The organism is Clostridium sp. MSTE9 (genome assembly GCF_000277625.1).
Classification (GTDB): domain Bacteria; phylum Bacillota; class Clostridia; order Oscillospirales; family Acutalibacteraceae; genus Faecalispora; species Faecalispora jeddahensis.
Window position 1 is genome coordinate 39,480 of record NZ_AKFU01000051.1, and the last position, 23,221, is coordinate 62,700.

The window sequence follows — 23,221 nt, forward strand, 5'->3', positions numbered from 1 at the left end:
TTCTGCAAAGTCCCTTCATAGACGAAATGTGCAGTCTTGCTGACCGCAGGTCGGGCAATGATCCCGTTTAGAGCATACAGCCGGTTTTTCTGCTGTGTGGTCTGTTTGTTCCATTCCAATGATAGCCGAAACAGATTTCTGCGGAATCATGAGCAGCGCATCTGTCAAGGAAATGCCCGCATTCTGGTTCGCATGCAGGGCATCCAGCAAGGGTTTCTGCGCGTTTAAAGGCAAATCGCCGTAGCCAGGGCTGAAACGCGAACGAAAAGTTTGGCCAGGGTGCTCTTCGGCCCATTCCCGGCACAACAAATCACAAAAACTCTCGATGGCAACAGTACCGACGGCGTCCAACACAAGAGCCAGGGAAGGCGAAGTGACAAAAGCACGCTTTCTCTGCCGTTCGGTCTCTATGCCCGTGGTAGCTGCAAACAATATGGCACGGTCGCACCCTGCAAGATGTTTGGCAAGGCTTTTTCCTTCCACACAGAAAGTGCCGAAATCTGTTTTTGCCTCCGTAATAGACACGGGCACTTCCATAAAGCAGGCGGTATAATTTGCCGCCCTTTGAAAATCGGCCAGAGCCCTTTCCATCAAACCGACAAGCTGAGCATCCGGCTGAGAACGCCCGAGCCCCATATAGCGGCCAACTTCTTTCAGCGGGATTTCTACATCGGACGATTTATGAAAAACAGTTTTTACTGCGGAGCTATGTCTCATTAGATACCTCTGCGGGAGCGCCCACAATTTCCGATAGATTTTCCATGATCTTACGGGCAATCAAAGGATTGTTCATCGAATAAACGTGTACAGCGGGTATCCCATTGGCAAACAGATCTATAATTTGCTCTGTTGCATAAGCGATCCCCGCCTGGCGCATGGTGGCCGGATTCTCTCCGAAGCGATCTAAAATATACCGAAAGCGCTGAGGCAGTACGGTTCCCGAAAGAGCAATAATTCTGCGGATCTGAGCGACGTTGGTGACGGGCATAATTCCCGGAATGACAGGCACCTGAATTCCCGCGTTTCTGATTTTGTACATAAAGTTGTAAAAAATATTATTGTCAAAAAACATTTGTGACGTTAAAAAATCACACCCGGCGTCTACTTTTTCCTTCAGATATTCGATATCCTTTCTTTGGGACGGAGATTCCGTATGGCCCTCAGGATAACAGGCCCCACCGATGCAGAACCCGCCGTACCGGTGGATCTCCGACACGAGCTGACTGGCATAATGGAATTCCCAGTCTTCGTGTACGCTTGATTCCGGCGGCAAGTCGCCCCTGAGCGCAAGTACATTGCTGACGCCGGCAGCACGCAGGCTGGAAAGCTGCTCGCGGATACCTTCCTGTGAAGAATGGATGCAGCTCAGGTGGGCTAAAGCGGGTACGTGGAATTGATTCTGAATGTCCGCCGCAATCGAAACAGTATAATCACTGGTTCCGCCGCCCGCGCCATATGTCACGCTCATAAAGCTTGGCGAAAGCAGGGCGATTTCTTCGGCGGCCCTTTGTATGCTTTCATAATTGCTGCTTTTTTTCGGTGGAAAAACCTCGAAAGAGAGCGAGGGTTTTGGACCGCACAACAATTCCGTAAGCTGCATAACCATTCCCCTTATGTTTTATTTTCAAACCATCCCGATGGATGTCTGAATTTGGTATATTAATCTATTATACCAAAGAATTCCCCCAACAAGGTAATAGCATATTTTTATTTATTGTAATAGATAAATCCTATATATGAAGTACGAAATCACTTTTTCCTTTTCACCATCATTGAACTGAGCTGAAAACCATTGATTATGAATCTGTGGTATCATATGCGGGAATCGCAGAAGTAGTGGCAGGCATTAACAGAAATGTTTGTGGAAATGGGAAAGCAGGCGGTAAAGCGTATCCTAGAGAGAGGGAAGTCAGCCACTAGCATGGCCGAAACTTGGAATGGATGGAAAGGATGCTTTATTTCATAAAATTTATCTCTGGCTTTATCCTATAAGGAAAATGAAAACAGCAAGACGGTATCGCTTTCGCGATACCGTCTTGCTGCAAGGATACTTCCTTCTGACCTGAAATCATTGTACGAAATAGATTCATTGAGAGGTAACATAGCTTTTGCTTTATCATAATCCCTGAGTCGTTGGCAACCTGTTTTTCCATACAATATTCCAGATCATTCTCGCACAAAAAGCCTGGGAATAGCCTCAACAATACATGAGTTTTTAAAAAAAACTTTAGGATACCGGAACCTTCAGTACAATTTTTTTCACCATGCAGGGCTCGCCCGCAATCATCTTGGGCATATGGGCCTCCTCCGGGGCGACTACAATCAGTTCTCCCTGGGAAAGAATCACCTGGCTGGCCGTCTCTGGGCTGTGGTAAATGGTGATGTCCCGCTCAGCATCGTAGGGAATCTTCTCCTCCAGTGTATCGCGCGGGGCCAGATGAAAGCCCTCACGTCCTGCAACTATGTAATGAATGTCAAAGTAGCGGTCATGGGTCTCGTATTTGCCCTCGTCTGCAGGAATGGTCGTATACTCCTGTACGCTGGCGGTAACTCCTTGCTCCAGCTCAATCTTTTCCACCGGAAGGTCTGCAAGATCGGGTCTGCGGAGAAAGGCATAGCCGATTTTGAATTTTTCTGCCAAATAGTCGTAATGTTCGGCCAGGGCAAGACTGGAAATTAACATATAGGTACTCCCTTTCTTCTGTCGCAATGTGTTTGTGCGACAATCTGTTTATTTTTCCGGGTTTTAGAAATTACAGTGCACCAGACAACCAATGCGTTGCCCAGTGCAACCCTAGAGAAACCGCTAAGCATACTCGGCGCGACAAAGAGGATGGTTGCCGCAAAGAACAGCACCAGCTCCACCAACGTCAGGTTTTTTCTCAGATGATCCGCCACCGTTGAAGTCAGGAAGAAGGTGCTGCATCCTGAATATCAACCTGACTATGGAGGAAATCCAGTGGGAGGTGGATCGCCGGGGCCCTTCTGCACATGATTTTATTGATCCTAATTTGCTTCTCCGCTCCATTTGGGGTGACGGTAAACCTCCGGATTTGCCACACCGGGCCACTGCTCACCCTGCAGAACAGCCAGACAGCCGTCGGCGCACATGGTGGCGGCGCGGATCGTGGCCTCTTTTGTCTGGGCGGCGCTGTGGGGAGAAAAGATGAGATGCTTTGCTGCCAATAGCGGATTCCCCAGTCGGGTGGGCTCTTCTACCGGAGTGTCGATTCCCGCCCCCGCGATGATATCGTTATTGAGGGCCTCAATCAGTGCGTCTTCATCCACAATGCCGCCTCGAGCACAGTTTACCAATATCGCCGAGGGCTTCATCTGGGCCAGCTGTGCTTTCCCAATGAGGCCTTTTGTTTCAGGCAGCAAAGGAATGTGAAGGGTTACAATGTCCGCAGCCTTCAGCAGATGCTCCAGCGTCGGGCAGGGCTGCGCGCCGCGTTCTGCAATCTGCTGCTCAGACAGGTAAGGATCATAGGCCATCACCTTCATCCCAAAGGCAGCGCACAGCCGCCCAACACGATTACCAATGTCACCAAATCCCACAATGCCTACTGTTTTGTCCAGCAGCTCAAACTGGCGGCCGCAGTTTCGGATTTCAAAATTTCCGAGCAGCGCTTCGTTGTGACACTCTACCAGGTTAGAGGCCAGACCCAGCATCAGGGCCAGGGTGTGCTCCGCCACCGAATCGGCGTTGCAGTGCGGGGCGATCACCACCGGAATGCCCCGGGCAGTGGCCGCCGCCACATCCACGCTGTCGAACCCAATTCCGGAGCGCCCTATTACCTTCAGGTTAGGGGCCTGTTCCAGCTCCTGGGCGTTTAGGTGTCCGATGCGGATCACCAGAGCATCCGCAGTGGAAAGCTCCTCCAGATACTCTGTGGGGTTGCCGGAATTGGCAACCCAGATTTCTCCTGCTTGGGCAAATTTCTCATATCCCTCTTTGCAAAGAGGCTGTGTCATGATGGTTTTCATTGGCGTTCCTCCCATATCAGCAAATTTCCCCTTTCGTCAAAGGGCAGTTCCTTTGGTTCCTCAACAATTTCGATGCCGGGGGTGTTTTGGGCAAGCTCCCAATATGCTTTGGAAAGATACAGCTCGCCCATGGTCAGTGTGTTGCGGATCAGTACAATTCTGGGATTCTCGGGGTCAATGTGATTGCAGGTTTTGATCGCGCCCTGAATGGCCATCTTGTCGTCTCGCAGTACCATGGCCAGCTTAATGGGCCAAAAAACAGTGGAGGTCAGGGCATTGGGATAGGTCTCCAGATAATTGAATTTCTCATAAAAGCGAAGCGTGGTGGTATCAGCCTGACCGATTCCCATCCCGTTTCCGTGGGAGGCCTCGGTCAAATCCAATACTGCCGTGCGCTGGTGCTTCAGACCGCCGCCGCCATAGGGGGTGGACCAGGTTCCGGTGATGTTGGGGTCCATGCCGCTGCCGGAAAAATCCTTTCCGATCTCCTTCACCACCATGACATCGGTTTCATCCACCAAAATTCGGGGCATCAGACCTTTGGCATACTCCAGCAATCCTGGCTCTTCCACCGGGATTTCCTCGTTGCGCAGCACTGTTACCCTGCAGGTTTGGTCGTGGGCATTTTCAATTACCCCAATGCCGAAGAGTACCTTTGCATGGGTGCGGACAAAATTTCCGAAGAGGGGGATGCGGGTTTTAAACACCCCAAAGCCGTCCCGGTGAAGACTGTCCGCCCCCTCCTGATTGCCGAGACCGATGCAGAGCATTTTGGTCAGTCCTGACTCATAGCCGCCCCGAAAGGCGCTGTGGGGCTTGATGCGATTGATCGCCACGATGCCGTCTGCCTCATAGGCCAGCTTGTCGATGTAGACCGGAAGACGTTTTCCCTCCTCTTCCACGTGGCCCAGTTCCACCGTCTCCATGGAGGAATCAATAGGGCATCCGCAAAATTCTTCCGTAATACCATAACCGAAGAGGATGAGCCGCTGACCCTCGGCGGTGGCCCCTCCGTGGCTGCCCATGGCAGGGACGATAAAAGGGTGACAGCCAAGGCGTTTTAAGTAGGAGACCGCTTCCCGCAGCACAACATTCATATTGGCGATACCGCGGCTTGATCCCGTAAGGCAAATACGCATTCCCGGACGGAGCAGTTCCTCCAGCCCCTTATTCTCCAACTGGCGGCGCACCTCGCCGGCTACGTCGGTCAGGTGGGTGTCGTCAAAGTGCTGCCGAATCTTGAACATGGGCGGGATGTGAACCTCCTTCAGCAGTCCCTCAATGACACTATAGTCCTGAAAGCTATGGTTAGGGTTTTCCAAAACAACGCCCCCTTTCTTTTTCTTTATCTTACCGCAGAAAAGAGGAGACTGTCTTTTGAAAATTTTATTCTTTATTTGCACTTTTCTCAGATATATGATAAGGTGACTATGAGGTGATACTCTATGGAAAGCAACGTAACCGTTCACCGGGTGGTTCGCGACAAAAAGAAACCCGGTCAGTACATTGAACCTCACAGCCATCCTTTTTTTCACTATCTGTTCGGTCTGGCAGGTCACGTCCGCATGCATGCTGCAGAAACGGATTTTATTGTGCCGCCCGGCGGGCTTGCTATGATACCGCCGGGGATAGAACACTCCATCCACAGTCTGGATGATTCCTGTAGCCTGAATATAAAATTTACCTGCGAGGGCTGCCTGGCAAAACCGGCGGCGCAATTACCCCTTTTTTTGCCGTGGGTCGGAGATTACCAGCAGGTGTTGCTGAAAAACCTGTTGGAGGAGGCAGTCCTGCAGCGAGCTGGCAGTGCTGAGCTTGTAAGTCTGCGGATGTACGAGCTGCTGCTCCTGTTAAATCGGACAGAGTCTGCCGCACTGCCTGCACCACCAGTGGATGTAGGGCGAAACAGCAAGCTGAAAAAAGCACTGGAGCTGATTGCGATACATCCGAATTTGTCCGTGGCAGAGCTGGCGGCGGCCTGCGGCTACCACGAGAATTACTTTTCTTCCTTTTTTAAAGAAGCCATGGGCTGTACACCCCGGCACTATATTAACCTGCAGAAAATTAACAAGGCCAAAGATCTGTTGCTCTTTTCAGACTGCAATGTAACGCAGGCTGCGGAGCAACTGGGATTCAGCTGTGTACACTATTTCAGCCGGGTGTTTCATCAATTGACCGGCATCACCCCGTCAGAGTATCTTAGCCGCGGCAGCCAACCGGTTACTGTCAATGTAGTGCATAACAGCAACACGCCCGCGGGGATATTCGAATTCCCGCTTCGCGATCCGGCATCCTGATCATTTCACGGTACATTCAAGACGGATACTGCAAGGTCTTATATACGGTAATTTTGTATTATAAGACCCAAAACGCCTCTCCAAAGCATAAAAACGCACGATGGCATTGCCATTGTGCGTTTTAGATTTTTAATATCAGACAAATCTAAAGACATAAATTTTGCACACAAAAATGCAACAATGCAAAGGGCAGAGATGATAATGGCGACCTTATAATCATTGTGGAAAAAAAGCTAAATTATGCTTTATGGTAAAATACATAAGGAAAGTATAGACAATGCAGATATACAGCAGTTTTTCGCGATTGCATCTAGAAAAAATAACGACATGCAGAACATGTGGCACGACTGGGAGAACGCGAACGGCGCGGAATAATAAGAATAAAAACAGCCTTCCGATTGCATGGTGCGAACCGGGAAGGCTGTTTTTCTGCCCAAAAGCAGGAAAGGCCCCGCCGTTTTGGCGGAGCCCTCCTGCTTGGTTCAGAAGATTGTATATCCTGTGAGTTGCACTCGTAAGCAAATTTGATCGGGCGCTATACCACGGCCCGGATTGCCGCAGGGCTCATTCCGTAAAACGCGAAAGAAACGCCCGGGTGCGCTCGTTGCGGGTGTGAGAAAAAATTTCGTCCGGCGTGCCGTTTTCCAGAACTGTGCCGCCGTCCATGAAGATAACGTGGTCGGCCACGTCGTGGGCAAACTGCATTTCGTGCGTTACCACAACCATGGTCATGTGCTCTGCGGCCAGCTGGCGCATGACCCGCAGAATTTCGCCCGTCAGCTCAGGGTCAAGAGCCGAGGTCGGCTCGTCGAAAAACAGGATTTCCGGGTTCATGGCCAGCGCCCGGGCAATCGAAACCCGCTGCTGCTGCCCGCCGGAAAGCTGATACGGATAAGCGTCCGCTTTTTCAGAGAGCCCCATTTTCTTCAGCAGCTCTCTTGCGGTAGCGGTAGCTTCCTCGTGACTTTTCTGTAACACGCGCACCGGCGCGTCGGTAATGTTTTTCAGTACGCTGTAATGCGGGAACAGGTTGAAGTTCTGGAATACCAGCCCCAGACGCAGGCCGATTTTTCGGCACAGCTCGGGGGAGGAATACACGGCTTTTCCGTCGGGGCCGTTTTGTACCAGTACGTCATCGCAGACGGAAATAACGCCCGAGTCCACGTTTTCCAGCTGAGCAATGCAGCGCAGCAGGGTGCTTTTTCCCGAACCGGATGGCCCGATAATGGCGAGCACCTCGCCCCGGTGCACCTCCAGCGAGATCCCCTTGAGGACTTCTTCGCCGTCGAAGCACTTTTTGATATCTGTTGCGGTCAGAATCGTCTGGCTCATTGGCAATCCCTCCTTATTGGTAATAGCTCAACCGGTTTTCCAGCACTGTAAATGCCCGGGTGACAATCCCGTTCATTACCAGGTAGAACAGCCCGGCGATTACCAGAGGAGTCATATCCACAGCGCTCGAGACCCACTGAGAGGTGACCTTCAGCAGCTCAACGACGCCGATTACCTGCGCCAGAGAGGTATCTTTTACCAGGGTGATGAATTCGTTCCCCATCGGCGGGGTGATCCGCTTGATCACCTGGGGCAGAACGATGTGAAAAAAGGCCTGCGATTTGGTGTACCCCAAAACCTTTGCGGCTTCCCGCTGTCCATTGGGGATGGACTCCAGACCGCCGCGGTAAATCTCGGCAAAATAGGCGGCATAATTCAGGGCAAACGCAACCTCTGCGGCCAATACGCGATCCAGCTGGATTCCAAGCAGGGGCTTTAACGCGTAGAACATGAACAACAGCTGCAGCATCAACGGGGTTCCGCGCATGATCAATATGTAGAAGCGCACGGGCAGATTGACGATTTTCAGTTTCGACATTCTGCCCAGTGCCACCAAAAGTCCCAAAGGAAGCGAGACGATCAGGGTGAAAAAGAAAATTTGCAGAGACATCAGCGTTGCCGTAAACATTTCTGTTAATAGCACCTGATAATTCATAGCTTAGACCTCCGGGACCAATTTCGGAGACGGGTTTTATTTCACGTCTACCGTTGTAACATCTTCGCCAAACCATTTTCCAGAAATGGTGGTCATTGTACCGTCCTTTGCCATCGCACGCAGGGTCTCATCGATCTTATCTTTCAGAGCCAGATCGTTTTTACGCATGCCGACGACATAGTCCTCAGACGCCAGAGAAATCGCCGTACCGCCGTTTTCCAGAATGCGGAAGGAGCCGGGCTGGTTTTTCAGGTAAAAGCGTGCGACAACCTCATCGATCGAGATCGCGTCGATTGTGCCGTTCTGAATTTCCAGAATCGCCTTGGTGTAGTCGTCGATCTGTATCACATTCTTCAGGGAGCTCTTGAACTCCTTGTTTTCCACCGCGTTCAGAGCCGCTTCGGCGGAGGAATCGCCCTGTACGCCGACCACCCTGCCGCTTAAATCTTTGAGCGTTTTGTAGGTGGATTCCGTCTTGACCAGAATGATCTGGTTGTTGCTCATATAGGGAATGCTCAAGGCCATCGCTTCGGCGCGCTCAGGGGTTTTGCTGAAACCGTTCCACAGGCAGTCCACGTTGCCGTTGTCCAGTTCGGCCTGCTTGTTGCTCCAGTCGATCGGCTGAAGCTTCAGCTCTACGCCAAGGCGTTTGCAGGCTTCCTTCGCCAGATCGATATCGAATCCGATCAATTCACCGGTATTGGTATCTTTATAGCCCATCGGGGGGAATGCATCGTCCAGCCCAACAACCAGAGTGCCGGCTTTTTCCACCTTGTCCCAGGATTCATCTGCGCCGGCCGCGGAGGAAGCCGGCTGATTTCCCTGGCCGCAGGCAGTCATGCCGAGCGATATCGTAAGAGCGAGGAGTGAAGCCAGTAATTTCTTCATAATAACAGTCCTTCCGATTTTGATCACATTTCGGTCACTTTAGCGTAGTAGCATTAGAAAGTGCCCGCGATAACGTTTTTTATTCTACTCGATTCGTAAGAAAAAGTAAAGAGATTTTGAAAAGTCTATGCAAAGTATGCAAAAAGCTTCCGGATTTGCCGGAAGCTTTCGGAGCATCATTACAGCAAAGCGCGGCCCCTTGACGGAGAATTCCGCAGGCGCCGCGCTCTTTTAGAAATTACCAGGAAATGATCAGTTGAAGTAGCTGCGGTTGCGGGCAGCCTGACCGTGCTGTGTCACGTTATACGCCACGTCGAAGCGGATGGAAACGTGATTCAGTACGGTAGAACCGCTCAGCACATCCACCACAACATAGCAGGTGCCGGGGGCCTTTCCGGTTACGCGGTAATTGCCGTTGGCCAGCCTCTGCACGGTGGCAATTCCGGTGCGGCTGGAATAAACGTTGATGGTTTTGGTGTAGGCGTTTCCGGCCAGAACGACGCCGATGTCGTAAATGTTGCCGGGGGCCATGGTGTAGGTATTCGTATCGATCATAACAGAACCGGCATACTGCACGCCGTTGTAAATCAGATCGGTATTGGTGGAGCCGTTATCCGTTCCGGTGTTCGCGCCGGCAGGGATATCCGAAGAGGGATCGCTCTTGAGCTTAAAGGTATACCCCTTGCTGTTGGCGTATGCGCGCACATAAGAATCCGATGAGCCGCGCAGCGTGGTATTGTCTCCAAACGCACTGCGGCCGATGTCCTGTACGCTGTCGGGGACGACAAGGGTATAAAGTTTCGTGCAGTCGTAGAACACACCGTCGCCGATTCCTCTCAGCCCATCCTCTATAGTGACGGAACTGAGCATCTGGTCGTAAGCAAACAAGTCATCCTCCAGAGTATCGAGTTCGGCAGGAATATTGACGGACTGCAGGCGTGAGCAGTAAGAGAAGGCGCCCTCTCCCAACATGGAAAGATACTGGGGAAGCTTGACAGACTGCAAATTAACGCAGTAGGCAAACGCCTCGGGCTTGATTTCCTCCAGAAGTGAGGGCAGCGAAATCCCCGTCAGTGCGCGGCAGTTATAAAATGCACGTTCCCCAATGGAATAGAGCGAGCGCGGAAGGGATACACTGGTCAGAGCGGTGCAGTTGAAAAAGGTCTTATCCGGAAGCTCTTCCATACCGTCCGGCAGGCTGGCACTTGTCAGTGCTGTGCAGTAGGAGAAAACGGAATCATCCATCTCTGAGATCGTGCGGGGAAGAGAAACGGAAGTCAAAGCTTTGCAGTAGCTGAACGCTTCCTGTCCAAGGGTAGTAAGACCGCTGCGGAAGCTGACACTGGTAAGCTTTGAGCAATAGCTGAATGCGTTTTCTTCAATAGTATTTACATCCGGCGGAATAGATATGCTTGTGATGCCGGAATTGTAAAAGGCTGCGTCTTCAATGACAGTGACATTCGACGGAATCGTGATATCGTTTAAAGCGGTGCAGCCGCTGAACAGCCCGCTGCTGATTTCTGTCAGCTTTTTGGGCAGGGTGATATAATTGAGCTTGGGGCATTCCGCAAAGGCGCGGGTGCCGATCGTCTCAACACTGCTGGGCATGGAGACCGAGGCCAGACGGCCGCAGTCGTAGAAAGCCTTCTCGGCGATTGTTTCAACGGAATCCGGAATTGTCACATAAGTCATACGGTTGTTTCCCGAAAACGCACTTGCGCCGATTTCGGTAACGGTGGATGGGATTTTTACGGTAGTGTCGGTTCCGGTATACTTTGTCAGCACTCCGTTTGTTATTTTAAAATCGCTGGATGCGGCGAATACAGGCGGTGCGGAAAAAGCCGATACAGCCAATACGAAACCGATGACCAGGGTCAGCAGTTTGTATTTCTTCATAGAAACACGCTCCCTTTTTAAAAATGCATAAGATGTCGTTTCATTCTGTTAAACAATATAACTATAATGTATCATGAGATGGAAATATTTGCAAGAAAAGTAACAAGAATGAAAAAACTGCTTTTTGCAAAATTGGGAAACATGTTTTGTGTTGACCATGGCAGCAGAATGGCTTATACTGGAAATAAAGAGACCAACAGGAACCAGGCAGGAGAGTGATACAATGAAAAAATTTGTCATTACGATCGCACGTGAGTACGGCAGCGGCGGCAGAACAGTCGGCAAATTGCTGGCTGAGGAGCTGGGTGTTCCGTTTTATGACAGAGAGCTGCTTCGTATGGCGTCTGACGAAAGCGGAATTAACGAGACACTGTTTGCGAAAGCGGATGAAAATCTGAAAAGCACTGTGCTGTGGAAGGCGTTCCGCAAATCGTATTCGGGCGAACTGATTCCGCCGGACAGCGAGGATTTTGTATCCAACAGCAATTTGTTTCAGTTCCAGTCCAAGGTGATCCGCGAGCTGGCCGCGCAGGAATCCTGCGTGATTATCGGCCGCTGTGCGGATGATATTCTGCGGGACATGGATCATGTTTTAAGGCTTTATGTTCATGCGCCGATGGAATCCTGCATGGAACGGGCCAGGGTTTTCCACCCCAATCTTTCGGATTCGGAGCTGCGCCGCCTGATTCAAAAAATCGATAAGCGCCGCGCGGAATATTACGAGTATTTCACCGGGAAACACTGGAAGGATGCGGACAATTACGACCTGTGCTTCAACAGCAGCCAGCTTTCGTGGGATCAGTGTGTCCGGCTGGTCAAGGCGTATTTGGATATTAAACTGGGCTGATGGCCCCCAGAGCCGTTGAAGCGCGACGTAGTCGCAGCGTGTTCTGCGCTGTTTTTGGCGGCGGGAACGTTCCGTTGAATTCATAAATAAAAAAGCCCCGGAGACGACTCAGTCGTCTCCGGGGCTTTTCAGTTTTCAATCAGCATTCGGGTCTCCCCGGACTCATACTCCAACTCGATGCTGTGAATGCCGTTCCCTTCAAACAGAACCAGGGCGGGGTCGTCGCACAGCGCACAAATCAGCGGTATCCGTTCTTTTGATGTACCGAACGAAACGCTGCGGATTCGTTTGACCCCATTGGGATGCACAAAGCTTTTGGGCTTGGGATCAATATTGAAATAGGTCATCAGAAAAGGAATTTGCAGATCATCGGGGAACAGGCAGGTAAAGCGGAGCTTGTGGCCCTTGGTGTCATTCCTGCGGGAGGGCATGACAACATACTTCTGCTTGGCCTGATCCAGAAGCTTTTTTTCACGCTCCAGATTCGGCTCGTAGTTTTCCAGCGCCAGTCCGCAGGGGCCGCCCTCGTGGGTATCCCACAAATCGAGGCGGTCGGCAAACTTTTTTTTGCCCGACAGACGCAGCAGGCGCTTCATCATTTCCGGCATACCGGTAGAGGCAAGCAGCTCGAGGTACGGCCCGTCAGAAAAATAAATGATGGCATTATAAGCCCGCTTTGCCGAGCCGTATTCCACGGCAAAGCCCTTTTCGCGGTATTCTTCCACCGCTTTCTGCAAATCGTTTACTTTCAGGATCATGTGACTGACTTTCATTTGTTTTCTCCTCCCGTCAGCGCCGTCGGCGCGCCATCATAGCCATTTGCCGAAATCAGGAATGATGGACTTCTTTGTTAGTTATAACATACAAGTGCGCAGATTTCAATTCCTCAACCTGTTTTTAGAGAAGAAATGGGGGAGGGAACGTTCGGATTCTTTCCGGTAGCTTTCATATTCTGATTTTCGGCCGCATATCTATAACCAATCAGATTAGTTTGGGAGGCAGAGCTGTGAAAGGCATAGTAGAAGAGCGAGCCGTAGAGCTGGGAGAATACATCATAGAGAACAACGCGACCGTTCGCAAAGCCGCGAAAAAATTCGGCGTCAGCAAATCCACTGTACATAAAGATGTGGCGGAACGTCTGAAATATGTTGATCCGCAGCTGTACAAAGAAGTGAAGAATGTGCTGGAGATCAACAAGGCCCAGCGCCATATTCGCGGCGGCATGGCCACCAGAATGAAATACAAAAAAGACTGATCCGACCTGTGACTTCCTGGCAGCCGGTCTGTATCCGGCTGCCGCAAAAACGGCGGTTCCCTCTTCGAAAAGAAGGGGGAGCCGCCGTATTTGATTTTTAGGGATCAGTGTTCGATCATCCGGTACCCGGCTGAAAGAAGTGCGCTGCGGATTTCTTCAATGTGCTGGTGGTTGCGTGTTTCCATCACGATGCGCAGGGTGCAGCCGTTGATGTCGCTGCCTTCGCCGGAATGGTCGTGGCGAACCGCCACCACGTTGCCTCCCATATCCGCTATAATGGCCGAAACCTCTTTGAGCTGGCCAGGCTTGTCGATCAGCTCGAGCGTCATGTCGCAGGAACGGCCGGCCTTGAGCAGGCCGCGGTTGATGATGCGGGACAAAATCGTCACATCGATATTGCCGCCGGACACCAGGCAGACGACCTTCTTGCCTTTCAGATCCAGCTTGTTAAACAGGGCGGCAGCTACCGAAACGGCGCCCGCCCCCTCAGCGATCAGCTTCTGCTGTTCAATCAGCGTCAGAATGGCGGTGGAGATTTCGTCGTCGGTTACGGTTACGATCTCGTCAACGTATTGGTCACAGATGGAATACGTCAGGTCGCCGGGCTGCTTGACGGCGATGCCGTCCGCGATCGTGCATACGCCGTTCAGGCATTCCACCTGATGATGCGCCAGCGCCTGCACCATAGACGGCGCGCCGCTGGACTGTACGCCGTACACCTTGCAGTTGGGGCTCAGCGACTTGATGGCATAAGCCACGCCGGAAATCAGTCCGCCGCCGCCGACCGGCACGATCACCGCGTCCACGTCCGGGAGCTGGCTCAAAATTTCAAGGCCGATGGTGCCCTGGCCCGCCATCACGTCCTCGTCGTCAAACGGGTGGATGAAGGTGCTGCCGGTTTCCTCCTGAATCTGGAGCGCGCGCTGGTATGCGTCGTCGTATACGCCGTCCACCAGCTCCACCTGTGCGCCGTACGCGCGGGTGGCTTCCACCTTTGAGATGGGGGCGGAATTCGGGATGCAGATGCAGGACTGAATGCCGCTTCTGGCGGCCGCCAGAGCCACGCCCTGCGCGTGGTTCCCGGCGGAGCAGGCGATGACCCCGCGCTCCTTCTCCTCCGGACTGAGGCGCGAGATTTTATAGTAAGCGCCGCGCACCTTAAAGGAGCCGGTGACCTGAAGATTTTCCGTTTTCAGGTAAACCTCGCAGTCGTCGCCGATTTTCGGCGCGTGGATTAAATCGGTCTGGCGGATCACATCCTTTAAAACGAATGCGGCGTGGTATATTTTATCTAAGGTCAGCATGCTTCTACCCCCTGAGTGCTCATGGCCATTGCTCCTGTGCGAAGAATCTGTTCGATCTGGTACGGCTTGCACAGCTCGATCAGGCTGTTCAGCGCCGTGGCGTCGCCTACCAGCTCCAGAATCATCGTGGTGGGGGAAACCTGCAGAATCGAGGCGTGGAACGCGTTGGCCAGCGTGACGAGAAACTCGCTGTTTTCGGGTGTGCGGCGAACGCGCAGCAGCAGGTGCTCGCGCACCACCGCACTGTCCCGCTCCAGAACGGTCACCTGCTCAATTTCCTCAAGCTTGCTCAGCTGTTTATCCACCTGGCGGACGATGCGGTCGTCGCCCTGCACGACAATAATCATTTCGGAATACTGCTCATCCTCCGTCTGTGCGGCCACGATGCTGATGATGTTGTAGCACCGGCGGCTGAACAGGCCCGAGATGCGCAGCAGAACGCCGGGGGTGTTTTTGGCGCGCACCGACAAAATGTACTCTGTTGCTTTTGTGTCACTCATTGCTGCTGCTCCTTTTCGTCGATTTCCAAAATGGCTTCTTCCGCCGCAGAACCTGCGGGAACCATGGGCAGAACGTTCATGTCGCTGTCGATCAGGCAGTTGATCAGGGACGGGCCCTGGTAGTCGAGCGCCTGACGGAGGACAGGCTCCACGTCTTGGCAGGTGCGGATGGTAAAGGCTTTTACGCCGAACGCTTCGGCCAAAAGCTCGTAATTCGTCGCTTTATTCAGCGTTGTCTGAGAAAAGCGGCCGTCGTAAAACAGCTTCTGCCACTGGCGCACCATTCCCAGAACGTTATTATTTACGATCAGCTCAATCACGGGGATATTGTACTTGGCGGCGGTGGAAAGCTCCGCACAGTTCATGTGGAAGCTGCCGTCGCCCGCAACGTTGACCACCCGCAGCCCCGGCTGCGCCACCTGCGCGCCGAGCGCCGCACCCAGGCCGAAGCCCATGGTGCCCAGCCCGCCGGAGGTGATCATGCGGCGCGGTACTTTGAAGGGATAAAACTGCGCGGTCCACATCTGGTGCTGGCCCACCTCTGTGGAAAGGATCAGCTGATCCCCGGCCAGATAGTGAAGCGTTTCCAGCAGGTACTGCGGGGTTACGCCGCTTTCACAGACGGCCTTCTGCGAGAGCGGATACTCCCGCTGCCACGCTTTGATCTGTGCCGTCCATTCGGGGTGGCTGGCTGTTTCCAGCCGGCTGTTCAAAGCCTGTAGAATGGCACGGGCGTCGCCCTTCAGGCGGAGGTCAGCATAGATATTCTTATTAAATTCGGCGGAATCGATGTCGATATGCACCACGCGGCAGCCGCGCGCGAACAAATCCGCGTTGCAGATCACGCGGTCAGAAAAACGGGTGCCGACCGCGACCAGCACATCGCATTCCTTCAGTGCCAGAGCGGAGGGAACCGTGCCGTGCATGCCGAGCATGCCGAGATACCGCTCGTCGGTCTGGTCAAACCCGCCCTGACACATCAAGGAGCAGGAAACCGGGGCGTCCAGGCGCTCGGAGAGCTCCCGCAGAGCGTCGGAGGCCTCCGACGCAATGACGCCGCCGCCCGCGTACACAAAGGGGCGCTGGCATTCCCGGAGCAGCTCCACTGCCTGCTGGAGCCTGTTTTCATCCGGAAGAGCGGACGCGCTGACCGGATGATCCGGTTTTTGGGAAGTGAATTCGCATTTGTGCGCCGTTACATCCTTCGGGATATCCACCAGCACGGGGCCCTTCCGGCCGCTTTGTGCAATGCGGAACGCTTCGCGCAGGGTGAATGCCAGGTCGCTGACATCCTTGACGATAAAGTTGTGCTTGGTGATGGGCATCGTGATCCCTGTGATGTCCACCTCCTGAAAGCTGTCCAGACCCAGAAGGCCGAGGTTGACGTTCCCCGTGATGGCAACCATCGGAACGGAATCCATATAGGCGGTGGCGATGCCGGTCACAAGGTTTGTCGCGCCGGGGCCCGAGGTAGCAAGGCAAACGCCGGTTTTGCCGCTGGCACGGGCATACCCGTCGGCAGCGTGGGCCGCGCCCTGCTCGTGAGAGGTTTCAATGTGATTGATCTTGTCCCGGTACTCGTACAGGGCGTCGTAAATGTTCAGCACCGCTCCACCCGGATACCCGAATACGGTGGTAGCGTCCTGTTCCAGTAAGCATTCCATAATAATCTGCGCGCCGGTTAACAGCATGTTTTTTCCTCCTGCAATGAATTTTCGTTCCGGGGAGGATGCAAATAAAAAAGCCCTCGCCTCCGGTTTCCCAGAGGCGAGGGCGTCAGCTCCCGCGGTACCACTCTGTATTGCTTGCCCAGTACAGGCAGCATCTTGCTGCATATCTAACAATATGCTTCCCAATAACGGAGGAAATCCGGACTCAGCTTACTACCCAGCGGTTTCAGCCGTCTGCTCAAGGGTGATGTCCTGTGAGCGCCCTGCTGCCTCGCACCAACCGGCAGCTCTCTGAAAAGACGGTATCTCACATTCGTGTCCCTATCAAAGCATTTTTTCTGTTGCTATCATAGTATTCGATTGTTTTTCGTTTGTCAAGAGGGACAGGCAGAAAATTTGTTTTTCTTGAAAGGACAGAAATAGAGAAATCAGGGCAGCTCAGGCTCTGTCGCCGAGCAGAGTCGATACGACCCCACACAGGATTCCGCCCACGGGGAACACCACCCATCCCGGGTGCCACAGGCCAAACAAAAAGCCGAGAAGGAGGAACACCGCTGTCGCTATCAGCATAATGGCGCCGCTCAGCCGGCCTGCAAGCGTATCGTCCTGCCCCCTGGAAGCGTGGCGGTGGTGGTAAACAGGCGCGGACGGCTGGTATTGCTGCAGCTGCTCCTCCCAGTAGGATTTCTGCATCCCGAAGTAAACAAACAGGCTGACCCCGGCGGCAACCAGCAGGAAGAAGATAGTCGTAGCCAGAAAACCTTCGCCGAAAATCGCTTCAAAAATCTGCTGCATCACAATGGCGAGGATACAGCAGACCACCCCCGCGGTGATCGCGATGGCAAAGCGGCCGCGGAACGCCTCATAGCCGCGCAGCAGCTCTTCGGGGATGGAGGGAGGGTAGCTCCCTGCCGTAGACGCTGCGGTGGGGGGATCCTGATCCTCCGAAATCCCCAGCTCCTGCCGGATTTCATCCATGCTGCCGAATTCCGAGATCACGGCCCCGAAAGCCTCGTTTTCGTTCTTTCCCTCTTTTAAAAGCGCTTCATAGCGCTCCTCCATGCTTTCAATGATGTTCATTTTCACTTCGGCGACCTCTTTCGTGCGGGGCAAGGAGGCAAAGGAATTCTCTACGTAAATCTGAATTTTACTCATGCTCATGCTCGTTCTCCTCTTTCTCACTGGTAAAATAGTCTACGATCTGCCTGGTCAGCTTCCATTCGCCGCACTTCTCGCGATAATACGATCTTCCGGCATTGGTGATGGTGAAATATGTGCGGGGTTTGCCGAAGGATTCCGAACCGTGATAGCTGGCGATATATCCGCTTTTTTCCAGGCGGTTGATGGCGGAATATAAGGTTGTTTCTTTCATGCTGTAAATTCCCCTGGTGCGTGTCTGTATTTCCTTCGAAATTTCATATCCGTAAGAGTCGTGTTCCAGCAGAAGAAACAGGATCATGATGTCGTTGTAGCCGCGCATGATATCGCTGCTGATCAAATTAGTTCCTCCTCCTTTTATTACTACGTCTGTTGAAGTAATTTGAGTATAGCACAACTACTACGACAAGTAAAGTAATTTTTGAAAAAACTTGACAGACCCTTCTGTTTTCCGGTAAAATACTTTTAACTTAAAAGCTTAAAGGAGCATCCATATCCATGAATTCTGTTCAGCAGGAGGAGCTGAATCACTTTTTTGTAGAAACCTTTAATAAGATTCTGCAGTATGAGGAAGCCGCGCTTTCTGCCGGAGACACATCCGGCCTGAGCATGAAGGAGCTGCACATACTGGAGGCTGTGGCGCAGATGCAGGCCCGACAGGAGAACACCATGTCGAAGATCGCGGCACGGCTGGGGATCAGTGTGGGCGCGCTCACCACGGCAGTCGGTGTGCTGGTCGCAAAGGAATGCCTTGAGCGCCGCGGCTGTGAGCAGGATCGCCGGGTTGTGTGGATTGTACTGACTCCGAAGGGGGAAAGGGCGGAATGGCAGCATCGTCTGTTTCACCGCGATATGGTTCAGATGATCGGCGATTCCCTTTCGGAAGAAAGACTTTGCTCCCTTTTGGAATCCCTGAAAATCTTGAGTCGTTTTTTTGAAGAAAAAAAGGAAGGCGGAATGACAGCATGAGCGTTCAGATTTTAATAGACAGTACGGCAGATTTGTCCCGGGAGGAGGCCGAGCAGCTCGGAATTCGGATTGTTCCGCTGACGGTGCATTTCGGCGATCGCCAATATATCGATAAATTTACGATCACAGACGAAGAGTTTTACGGGATGCTGAATACGGAAGCAGAGATGCCGACGACAACGCAGGTCAGCCCCCAGAGCTTTCTGGATGTTTATGCCGAGTACCCGAACGATGAGATTGTGGGGATTTACATTTCCCAGAAGCTGAGCGGTACATATCAGTCCGCCGTGATTGCCAAAGAGGAGTGCGGGCGCAGCGACGTTTACCCGATCGATTCCACAACGGTTTCGGCCGGTGCGACTTTGCTGGTGCGCGAGGCGATCCGCCTGCGCGACGAGGGGAAGAGCGGCAAAGAAATTGCCGAGTACATCACCGAGCTGACGAAACACGTGGAGATGCTGGCGGTCTTCAACACGATGAAATATCTGGTCAAGGGCGGCCGCCTTTCCAGCACAAAGGGGACGATCGGCAACCTGCTGGGGATCAAACCGATCATTCGGGTAAAGGACGGCGTCCTCGAGGTGATCGGGAAAGAGCGCGGCATGAAAAAGGCATGTGATTTTGTCGTTCGCCATCTGCGTGAGCTTCCGGATTTTGATTCGTCGATGCCGATTGCGTATTCGCATAGCTTTAACCAGCAGGATCTTGATGCGCTCAAGCAGGAGCTGGGAGAAGGGCAAACCCTGCTGATGGGCAGCGTGGTGGGTACGCATGCCGGCCCGGGCGCTATTTTGGTAGGGTATTTCCGTAAATAAAATGCGAAACGCTACTGCCCCACTGCGGCTGCGGAGCGCAGGATCATTTGTATAAAAAAAGCCCCCGCCTGATAGCCAATGTCATTTAGTTAAGACCAAATCTGCAAAAAAAGAACCCTCGTCTGTTTTTTCAAAGAAATGGACGGTAAGCTCGTCGTCGCTACCGCCGACGAGCAGGAGCAGGCATTGCTGACTGTCAACGGTGAGAGCATGACCGGCAAGATGACGAGCTACCTCATCGCCGGGGAGGATTTGCAGGGCGAATACTGGGGCGCTGTCTTTCTGCTGCCCATTTCCCTGCTGGAGCGTGCGCTCGGTTGCCCGCTGACGGTGGGCCAACAGCTTGAGGGCAACTTTATTCGCGACGGCAAGTTAAGCGCCATGCATTCAAAACGGCGGGGAAACTGGTGATTGAATAGCCGCTGTGGTGCTATTGTTACAGTTTGGCGTGACACTGTTCAACAATTGTCACATAAATCTATCGAAAATCAGCGCTGCACTTGACAGTTTGTCACATAAAAGGGTACAATATCAATGGTGCTCTATCCGGAGATCGATGGAAAACCCAGTCATTCAGGTATGATCTGTCCGCAGGGCGACAGAGATGCAGGATTTTTAAAATCTGTTATAAAGCATGGCCGATGATTGGACTGCTTCGTTTTGGCCGGACACAGCAACAAACAAGCGAATTTTTCGATGGCCTAACTATATGGAAACATTTCGTGTTTATTTTGCAAATGAGAAATATAAAGGGGCGGATATTGTGGCAAATTATTCAGCAGAAGAATTATTGGATTTTTTTACGATTTTGACGCCATATCTGAATGAAATATTTACGGAAGATGTTGATGTTTCTGTCATTAAAGAGGGTTATTATACTTCATATGCCCCGGGTAGATCTTTCGACTTTAAAGTCAAGGTCGGAGACCCGATGCAAGGTAAAGCTAGCAAACAATGTATGGCAACCGGTCAAAAGGTTGTGCAAAAGGTTTCAAAGGAGCAATCCGCTTTTGGCGCACCTTATATTGCGTGCGCATACCCGTTTAAAAATGGCAACAAGGTCGTTGGTTGTGTTATTACAGCCCAGGCTGTAGATACTCAAGAAAAAATACAACATATTTCGAATAATTTAGCTACATCCGCACAGGAATATACCGCCAATATGGAGGAGATTGCCGCAACAACTGCGCAACTTGCCAATATTTCCGGTGAACTTGGGTCTTTTAGCAATCAACTCACAAGCTCGATCAAGCAAACTGACAAAATCGTCGCTTCCATCAGCAGCATCGCAAGGCAAACAAATTTATTGGCCTTGAACGCATCGATCGAAGCTGCTCACGTCGGCGCGCTTGGCAAAGGCTTTGACGTAGTGGCCGGCGAGGTGCGCAAGCTGGCGGTCGAAAGTGACGAGTCGGTTAAAACGATTAAGGACCTGTTGAACAAGGTGCAGCATGCCATTATTCAAATGAACGAGAAGATTCAAGCAGTTGACCGTACTGCAAAATCCCAGGAAGCGTCGATACAGGAAATGGCAAAGGCCAGCCTTGATTTTGCGGCGATGGCCGGGGAGCTTGCGGGAATTTCCAATTACATGTCAAACGAATAGCAATCCATATCCGCAAAGAAAACAATACAAAGCCCGAGGGTACGCGAACCGCTGCAATTCCTAATGTGATTTTGTTAAGCCCAAACTTACAAAAAAATGAAGCTCCCCGCCCATTATTCAATGAATGGGCGGGGAGTCTCTTTTTTGCTGATTGATGCGAATGATTGGATCGGGGGCATTTTTTTGTTTATAAAAGTTAAGGAGCAAATTTTTCAATTTGCTCCTTAACTGAATGACATTGACCTGATGGCGGGGGTTTTTTCAATTCCGATGATTTGGCGTCTGCGTGAAAGTTTAGAACAAAACAGCGTTCTGCCGCAGCGTTCCGTCTACAGAATTCCGATTACAGCTGATTGCCGGAGGTCGTGGAAGACCGGAATTTTCCGGGAGCGGCTCCCGTGTGCTTTTTAAACGCGCGGATAAAGTTGTTGGCGTTGCCGAATCCGCATTCCACCGCAATCTGGGCAATCGGCTTTTTCGTGTTCCACAGTAAATCCTTGGCGTAGGACAGCCGGTTCATCAGCAAAAATTGCTTTGGACTGTACCCGGTCATGCTCTTGAAGCTGTGCGACAGGTAATAAACGCTGATGTAAAACTGTTCTGCCAGCTCTTTGATCTGAATGTCCTCCAGACAATGCTCCTCCAGATACTTTTTCACTTCGTAAATGTGGGAGGAGTGCCTTCCATCATAGGAGGCGAACTGACCGGCGGAGCGGCGATAGGCCAGAATCAGAGACTGCTGCAGAAAAGATACCATGTAGTCGCCGCGGTAAGGGCGAAAGCGCGCGCTTTCGCGGGACATTCCTTCAAACAGCGTCTCGGCTTCCTCCTGGCAGTCTGTCAGATCGAAGGTGGGGAAGCTCTCGGCGGAATGATGCTGAAAAACAGACATCAAAGGGCTGTCGTATAGAATGTGATGGATTTTCAGCGGCTGAATCGTCACCAAATACCGTTGGTACGGCGCTTCCAGCACCTCCAGCGAGCATTCATCCAAATTGCTGAAAAAGAACATATGTCCCGCAGGAATAATGTAATTTGCTCCGTTGACAGTCAGTCGGATTTTTCCTTGTTTGATGTAAATCTGACGGTATACGTTGAAGTACAGCTGTTGAATCGGCATGTCGGAATCAGCATAGGTACAGTCAATTGCCAGATCTAACTGCGGTTCCATAATAGACCTCCTTTGCCCCTTTGATTCATGTTTTCAGAAAACGGTCAGTATGTAGGTGTTCGATAAACCGGCCATCGCCGCAGGGATGGGCAGGCGGTTTCGTTCAGGCCAAGGCAGTGCGTTTCAGGCCGCGGGCCAAAGCCTTTTTGTCCGGAGAAACCCGGTAGGATTCCGTGATCTTCTGGATCGCCTTATTGTGAATAAAATCATCCCAGGTCGGCTGCTCCAGATAGGGAAGTGTTCGTGCCGGGTCTTTGGCAAAACACTCCGAAATTGCCCATGCGGCCGCCATTTTGGCATAATACCCCTGCGCCTGTATTTGTGTCAGCCGAAGCAGCGTGCGCTCCAGGTATTCCTCGCCGCAGTAATGATCCAGCAGCATCACCATACCGAAGCGGCAAAAAAATTCCCGTTCGGATTCCACATAGGGCAGAAGAAAATTCCACACAGTTTCCGGTTCGCGCCCGGCCAGGCGGAAGCCGGAGCAAAAGCTGTCGCATACAGACCAGTTGTCGATCTTGGGAATAAAATCGGCGGTGCGGGCCAGCAGCTCCGCCGTATCTGCCTTGGCACACCCGAGAACAAGGCCCTGAAGCATGATCTCCTCAAAGGTGCCGTCCGATGCCTGTGCGAGATAGCCGCGCCAGTCTCCCGCTGCAATCTGTTTTGCCAGCCGCCGCAGCGTGGGAAGCCGCACTCCTAAAATGTGGGAGGTTCCGGGCAGAAGCTTTTCACTGAACGCACGATACGATGATTCCGCTAACAGCTCCAGTTGCTGACGGGCCGGAACTTCCCAGTCCCATTCCGGCCGGACGCTTTTCTCCATCCGAAAGAACCTCCTTACCGTGGTTTTCCGCACCGGGCAGAAAAC

General features: G+C 52.2%; 24 protein-coding genes and 1 other annotated feature. Of the genes, 7 read left to right on the top strand and 17 right to left on the bottom strand.

What is annotated here, in order from left to right; all coding sequences use genetic code 11:
• Positions 1–15: 15 nt before the first annotated feature.
• The 5 genes from HMPREF1141_RS14870 to HMPREF1141_RS14895 form a co-directional block, all read right to left on the bottom strand.
• Positions 16–525, bottom strand: coding sequence for a vitamin B12 dependent-methionine synthase activation domain-containing protein (locus HMPREF1141_RS14870; protein WP_196795051.1), 510 nt, complete (start codon positions 523–525; stop codon positions 16–18).
• A 181-nt stretch (positions 526–706) separates the two neighbouring features.
• Complete coding sequence (gene metF / locus HMPREF1141_RS14875; protein ID WP_009066080.1) at positions 707–1,600, bottom strand: methylenetetrahydrofolate reductase [NAD(P)H]; 894 nt, start codon at positions 1,598–1,600, stop codon at positions 707–709.
• 627 nt (positions 1,601–2,227) lie between these two features.
• The gene (locus HMPREF1141_RS14885) at positions 2,228–2,683 is read right to left on the bottom strand and encodes a YhcH/YjgK/YiaL family protein (RefSeq protein WP_009065907.1); all 456 of its coding nucleotides are present in this window, start codon (positions 2,681–2,683) and stop codon (positions 2,228–2,230) included.
• Between the two features lie 323 nt (positions 2,684–3,006).
• Positions 3,007–3,987 (bottom strand): hydroxyacid dehydrogenase, encoded by a 981-nt coding sequence (locus HMPREF1141_RS14890; RefSeq protein WP_009066047.1) that lies wholly within the window; start codon positions 3,985–3,987, stop codon positions 3,007–3,009.
• Positions 3,984–5,309, bottom strand: coding sequence for a lactate racemase domain-containing protein (locus HMPREF1141_RS14895; protein WP_242824616.1), 1,326 nt, complete (start codon positions 5,307–5,309; stop codon positions 3,984–3,986). The genes HMPREF1141_RS14890 and HMPREF1141_RS14895 overlap by 4 nt, the downstream gene beginning before the upstream one ends.
• A gap of 123 nt (positions 5,310–5,432) precedes the next feature.
• Between HMPREF1141_RS14895 and HMPREF1141_RS16940 the strand changes: the two genes are divergently transcribed.
• A complete protein-coding gene (locus tag HMPREF1141_RS16940) occupies positions 5,433–6,284 on the top strand; it encodes an AraC family transcriptional regulator (RefSeq protein ID WP_009066066.1) in 852 nt (283 codons plus the stop codon).
• A 564-nt stretch (positions 6,285–6,848) separates the two neighbouring features.
• Here HMPREF1141_RS16940 and HMPREF1141_RS14905 read toward each other — a convergent pair.
• The 4 genes from HMPREF1141_RS14905 to HMPREF1141_RS14920 form a co-directional block, all read right to left on the bottom strand.
• Positions 6,849–7,616, bottom strand: a complete 768-nt coding sequence (locus tag HMPREF1141_RS14905) for an amino acid ABC transporter ATP-binding protein (protein ID WP_009065932.1) — start codon at positions 7,614–7,616, stop codon at positions 6,849–6,851.
• Between the two features lie 13 nt (positions 7,617–7,629).
• Complete coding sequence (locus tag HMPREF1141_RS14910; RefSeq protein WP_009066010.1) at positions 7,630–8,271, bottom strand: amino acid ABC transporter permease; 642 nt, start codon at positions 8,269–8,271, stop codon at positions 7,630–7,632.
• Positions 8,272–8,307: 36 nt separating this feature from the next.
• Positions 8,308–9,159 carry an amino acid ABC transporter substrate-binding protein gene (locus HMPREF1141_RS14915; RefSeq protein ID WP_009065940.1) on the bottom strand — a complete coding sequence of 284 codons (852 nt, stop codon included), beginning with the start codon at positions 9,157–9,159 and terminating at the stop codon, positions 8,308–8,310.
• A gap of 252 nt (positions 9,160–9,411) precedes the next feature.
• Positions 9,412–11,055 carry a leucine-rich repeat domain-containing protein gene (locus HMPREF1141_RS14920; RefSeq protein ID WP_009066062.1) on the bottom strand — a complete coding sequence of 548 codons (1,644 nt, stop codon included), beginning with the start codon at positions 11,053–11,055 and terminating at the stop codon, positions 9,412–9,414.
• Between the two features lie 223 nt (positions 11,056–11,278).
• On the opposite strand from HMPREF1141_RS14920, the gene HMPREF1141_RS14925 reads away from it, so the two are divergent.
• Positions 11,279–11,902, top strand: a complete 624-nt coding sequence (locus HMPREF1141_RS14925; RefSeq protein WP_009065930.1) for a cytidylate kinase-like family protein — start codon at positions 11,279–11,281, stop codon at positions 11,900–11,902.
• 128 nt (positions 11,903–12,030) lie between these two features.
• On the opposite strand, the gene HMPREF1141_RS14930 is transcribed toward HMPREF1141_RS14925, so the two are convergent.
• Positions 12,031–12,675 (bottom strand): VOC family protein, encoded by a 645-nt coding sequence (locus HMPREF1141_RS14930; RefSeq protein ID WP_009066036.1) that lies wholly within the window; start codon positions 12,673–12,675, stop codon positions 12,031–12,033.
• Between the two features lie 233 nt (positions 12,676–12,908).
• Here HMPREF1141_RS14930 and spoIIID point away from each other — a divergent pair, with 233 nt between their 5' ends.
• On the top strand, positions 12,909–13,157 hold the full coding sequence (gene spoIIID / locus HMPREF1141_RS14935) for a sporulation transcriptional regulator SpoIIID (RefSeq protein WP_009066041.1): 249 nt from the start codon (positions 12,909–12,911) through the stop codon (positions 13,155–13,157).
• Positions 13,158–13,261: 104 nt separating this feature from the next.
• Here the strand turns inward: spoIIID and ilvA are convergent, their stop codons facing one another.
• The 5 genes from ilvA to HMPREF1141_RS14960 all read right to left on the bottom strand — a co-directional run bounded on the left by ilvA (position 13,262) and on the right by HMPREF1141_RS14960 (position 18,129).
• On the bottom strand, positions 13,262–14,461 hold the full coding sequence (gene ilvA / locus HMPREF1141_RS14940) for a threonine ammonia-lyase (protein ID WP_009065961.1): 1,200 nt from the start codon (positions 14,459–14,461) through the stop codon (positions 13,262–13,264).
• On the bottom strand, positions 14,455–14,961 hold the full coding sequence (gene ilvN, locus HMPREF1141_RS14945; protein ID WP_009066033.1) for an acetolactate synthase small subunit: 507 nt from the start codon (positions 14,959–14,961) through the stop codon (positions 14,455–14,457). The genes ilvA and ilvN overlap by 7 nt, the downstream gene beginning before the upstream one ends.
• Positions 14,958–16,652 (bottom strand): biosynthetic-type acetolactate synthase large subunit, encoded by a 1,695-nt coding sequence (gene ilvB, locus HMPREF1141_RS14950; RefSeq protein WP_009066013.1) that lies wholly within the window; start codon positions 16,650–16,652, stop codon positions 14,958–14,960. The genes ilvN and ilvB overlap by 4 nt, the downstream gene beginning before the upstream one ends.
• A 69-nt stretch (positions 16,653–16,721) precedes the next feature.
• Positions 16,722–16,968 (bottom strand) — a binding site (T-box leader).
• Positions 16,969–17,069: 101 nt separating this feature from the next.
• Complete coding sequence (locus HMPREF1141_RS14955; RefSeq protein ID WP_009066027.1) at positions 17,070–17,792, bottom strand: permease prefix domain 1-containing protein; 723 nt, start codon at positions 17,790–17,792, stop codon at positions 17,070–17,072.
• On the bottom strand, positions 17,779–18,129 hold the full coding sequence (locus HMPREF1141_RS14960) for a PadR family transcriptional regulator (protein WP_009065974.1): 351 nt from the start codon (positions 18,127–18,129) through the stop codon (positions 17,779–17,781). The genes HMPREF1141_RS14955 and HMPREF1141_RS14960 overlap by 14 nt, the downstream gene beginning before the upstream one ends.
• 158 nt (positions 18,130–18,287) lie before the next feature.
• On the opposite strand from HMPREF1141_RS14960, the gene HMPREF1141_RS14965 reads away from it, so the two are divergent.
• From HMPREF1141_RS14965 to HMPREF1141_RS17815, 4 genes are all read left to right on the top strand, one after another.
• Positions 18,288–18,758, top strand: a complete 471-nt coding sequence (locus HMPREF1141_RS14965) for a MarR family winged helix-turn-helix transcriptional regulator (protein ID WP_009065956.1) — start codon at positions 18,288–18,290, stop codon at positions 18,756–18,758.
• Entirely contained in the window at positions 18,755–19,573 is an 819-nt protein-coding gene (locus HMPREF1141_RS14970; RefSeq protein WP_009065987.1) for a DegV family protein, read from the top strand. Before HMPREF1141_RS14965 ends, HMPREF1141_RS14970 begins: the two co-directional genes overlap by 4 nt.
• Before the next feature lie 138 nt (positions 19,574–19,711).
• Positions 19,712–19,984, top strand: a complete 273-nt coding sequence (locus HMPREF1141_RS14975; RefSeq protein ID WP_009065997.1) for a hypothetical protein — start codon at positions 19,712–19,714, stop codon at positions 19,982–19,984.
• A gap of 298 nt (positions 19,985–20,282) precedes the next feature.
• Positions 20,283–21,179 carry a methyl-accepting chemotaxis protein gene (locus tag HMPREF1141_RS17815; RefSeq protein WP_009066025.1) on the top strand — a complete coding sequence of 299 codons (897 nt, stop codon included), beginning with the start codon at positions 20,283–20,285 and terminating at the stop codon, positions 21,177–21,179.
• Positions 21,180–21,522: 343 nt separating this feature from the next.
• Here HMPREF1141_RS17815 and HMPREF1141_RS14985 read toward each other — a convergent pair whose 3' ends face one another.
• Both HMPREF1141_RS14985 and HMPREF1141_RS14990 read right to left on the bottom strand, forming a co-directional pair.
• Positions 21,523–22,350 (bottom strand): AraC family transcriptional regulator, encoded by an 828-nt coding sequence (locus HMPREF1141_RS14985; RefSeq protein WP_009065998.1) that lies wholly within the window; start codon positions 22,348–22,350, stop codon positions 21,523–21,525.
• 103 nt (positions 22,351–22,453) lie between these two features.
• Entirely contained in the window at positions 22,454–23,176 is a 723-nt protein-coding gene (locus HMPREF1141_RS14990; protein WP_009065994.1) for a DNA alkylation repair protein, read from the bottom strand.
• Positions 23,177–23,221 lie beyond the last annotated feature (45 nt).

Excerpts from the sequence above, each read along its gene's own strand:
- metF (WP_009066080.1), bottom strand. The coding sequence starts at position 1,600 with ATGCAGCTTACGGAATTGTTGTGCGGTCCAAAACCCTCGCTCTCTTTC.
- HMPREF1141_RS14885 (WP_009065907.1), bottom strand. The coding sequence starts at position 2,683 with ATGTTAATTTCCAGTCTTGCCCTGGCCGAACATTACGACTATTTGGCA.
- HMPREF1141_RS14890 (WP_009066047.1), bottom strand. The coding sequence starts at position 3,987 with ATGAAAACCATCATGACACAGCCTCTTTGCAAAGAGGGATATGAGAAA.
- HMPREF1141_RS16940 (WP_009066066.1), top strand. The coding sequence starts at position 5,433 with ATGGAAAGCAACGTAACCGTTCACCGGGTGGTTCGCGACAAAAAGAAA.
- HMPREF1141_RS14905 (WP_009065932.1), bottom strand. The coding sequence starts at position 7,616 with ATGAGCCAGACGATTCTGACCGCAACAGATATCAAAAAGTGCTTCGAC.
- HMPREF1141_RS14910 (WP_009066010.1), bottom strand. The coding sequence starts at position 8,271 with ATGAATTATCAGGTGCTATTAACAGAAATGTTTACGGCAACGCTGATG.
- HMPREF1141_RS14915 (WP_009065940.1), bottom strand. The coding sequence starts at position 9,159 with ATGAAGAAATTACTGGCTTCACTCCTCGCTCTTACGATATCGCTCGGC.
- HMPREF1141_RS14920 (WP_009066062.1), bottom strand. The coding sequence starts at position 11,055 with ATGAAGAAATACAAACTGCTGACCCTGGTCATCGGTTTCGTATTGGCT.
- HMPREF1141_RS14925 (WP_009065930.1), top strand. The coding sequence starts at position 11,279 with ATGAAAAAATTTGTCATTACGATCGCACGTGAGTACGGCAGCGGCGGC.
- HMPREF1141_RS14930 (WP_009066036.1), bottom strand. The coding sequence starts at position 12,675 with ATGAAAGTCAGTCACATGATCCTGAAAGTAAACGATTTGCAGAAAGCG.
- ilvA (WP_009065961.1), bottom strand. The coding sequence starts at position 14,461 with ATGCTGACCTTAGATAAAATATACCACGCCGCATTCGTTTTAAAGGAT.
- ilvN (WP_009066033.1), bottom strand. The coding sequence starts at position 14,961 with ATGAGTGACACAAAAGCAACAGAGTACATTTTGTCGGTGCGCGCCAAA.
- ilvB (WP_009066013.1), bottom strand. The coding sequence starts at position 16,652 with ATGCTGTTAACCGGCGCGCAGATTATTATGGAATGCTTACTGGAACAG.
- HMPREF1141_RS14955 (WP_009066027.1), bottom strand. The coding sequence starts at position 17,792 with ATGAGCATGAGTAAAATTCAGATTTACGTAGAGAATTCCTTTGCCTCC.
- HMPREF1141_RS14965 (WP_009065956.1), top strand. The coding sequence starts at position 18,288 with ATGAATTCTGTTCAGCAGGAGGAGCTGAATCACTTTTTTGTAGAAACC.
- HMPREF1141_RS14970 (WP_009065987.1), top strand. The coding sequence starts at position 18,755 with ATGAGCGTTCAGATTTTAATAGACAGTACGGCAGATTTGTCCCGGGAG.
- HMPREF1141_RS14975 (WP_009065997.1), top strand. The coding sequence starts at position 19,712 with ATGGACGGTAAGCTCGTCGTCGCTACCGCCGACGAGCAGGAGCAGGCA.
- HMPREF1141_RS17815 (WP_009066025.1), top strand. The coding sequence starts at position 20,283 with ATGGAAACATTTCGTGTTTATTTTGCAAATGAGAAATATAAAGGGGCG.
- HMPREF1141_RS14985 (WP_009065998.1), bottom strand. The coding sequence starts at position 22,350 with ATGGAACCGCAGTTAGATCTGGCAATTGACTGTACCTATGCTGATTCC.
- HMPREF1141_RS14990 (WP_009065994.1), bottom strand. The coding sequence starts at position 23,176 with ATGGAGAAAAGCGTCCGGCCGGAATGGGACTGGGAAGTTCCGGCCCGT.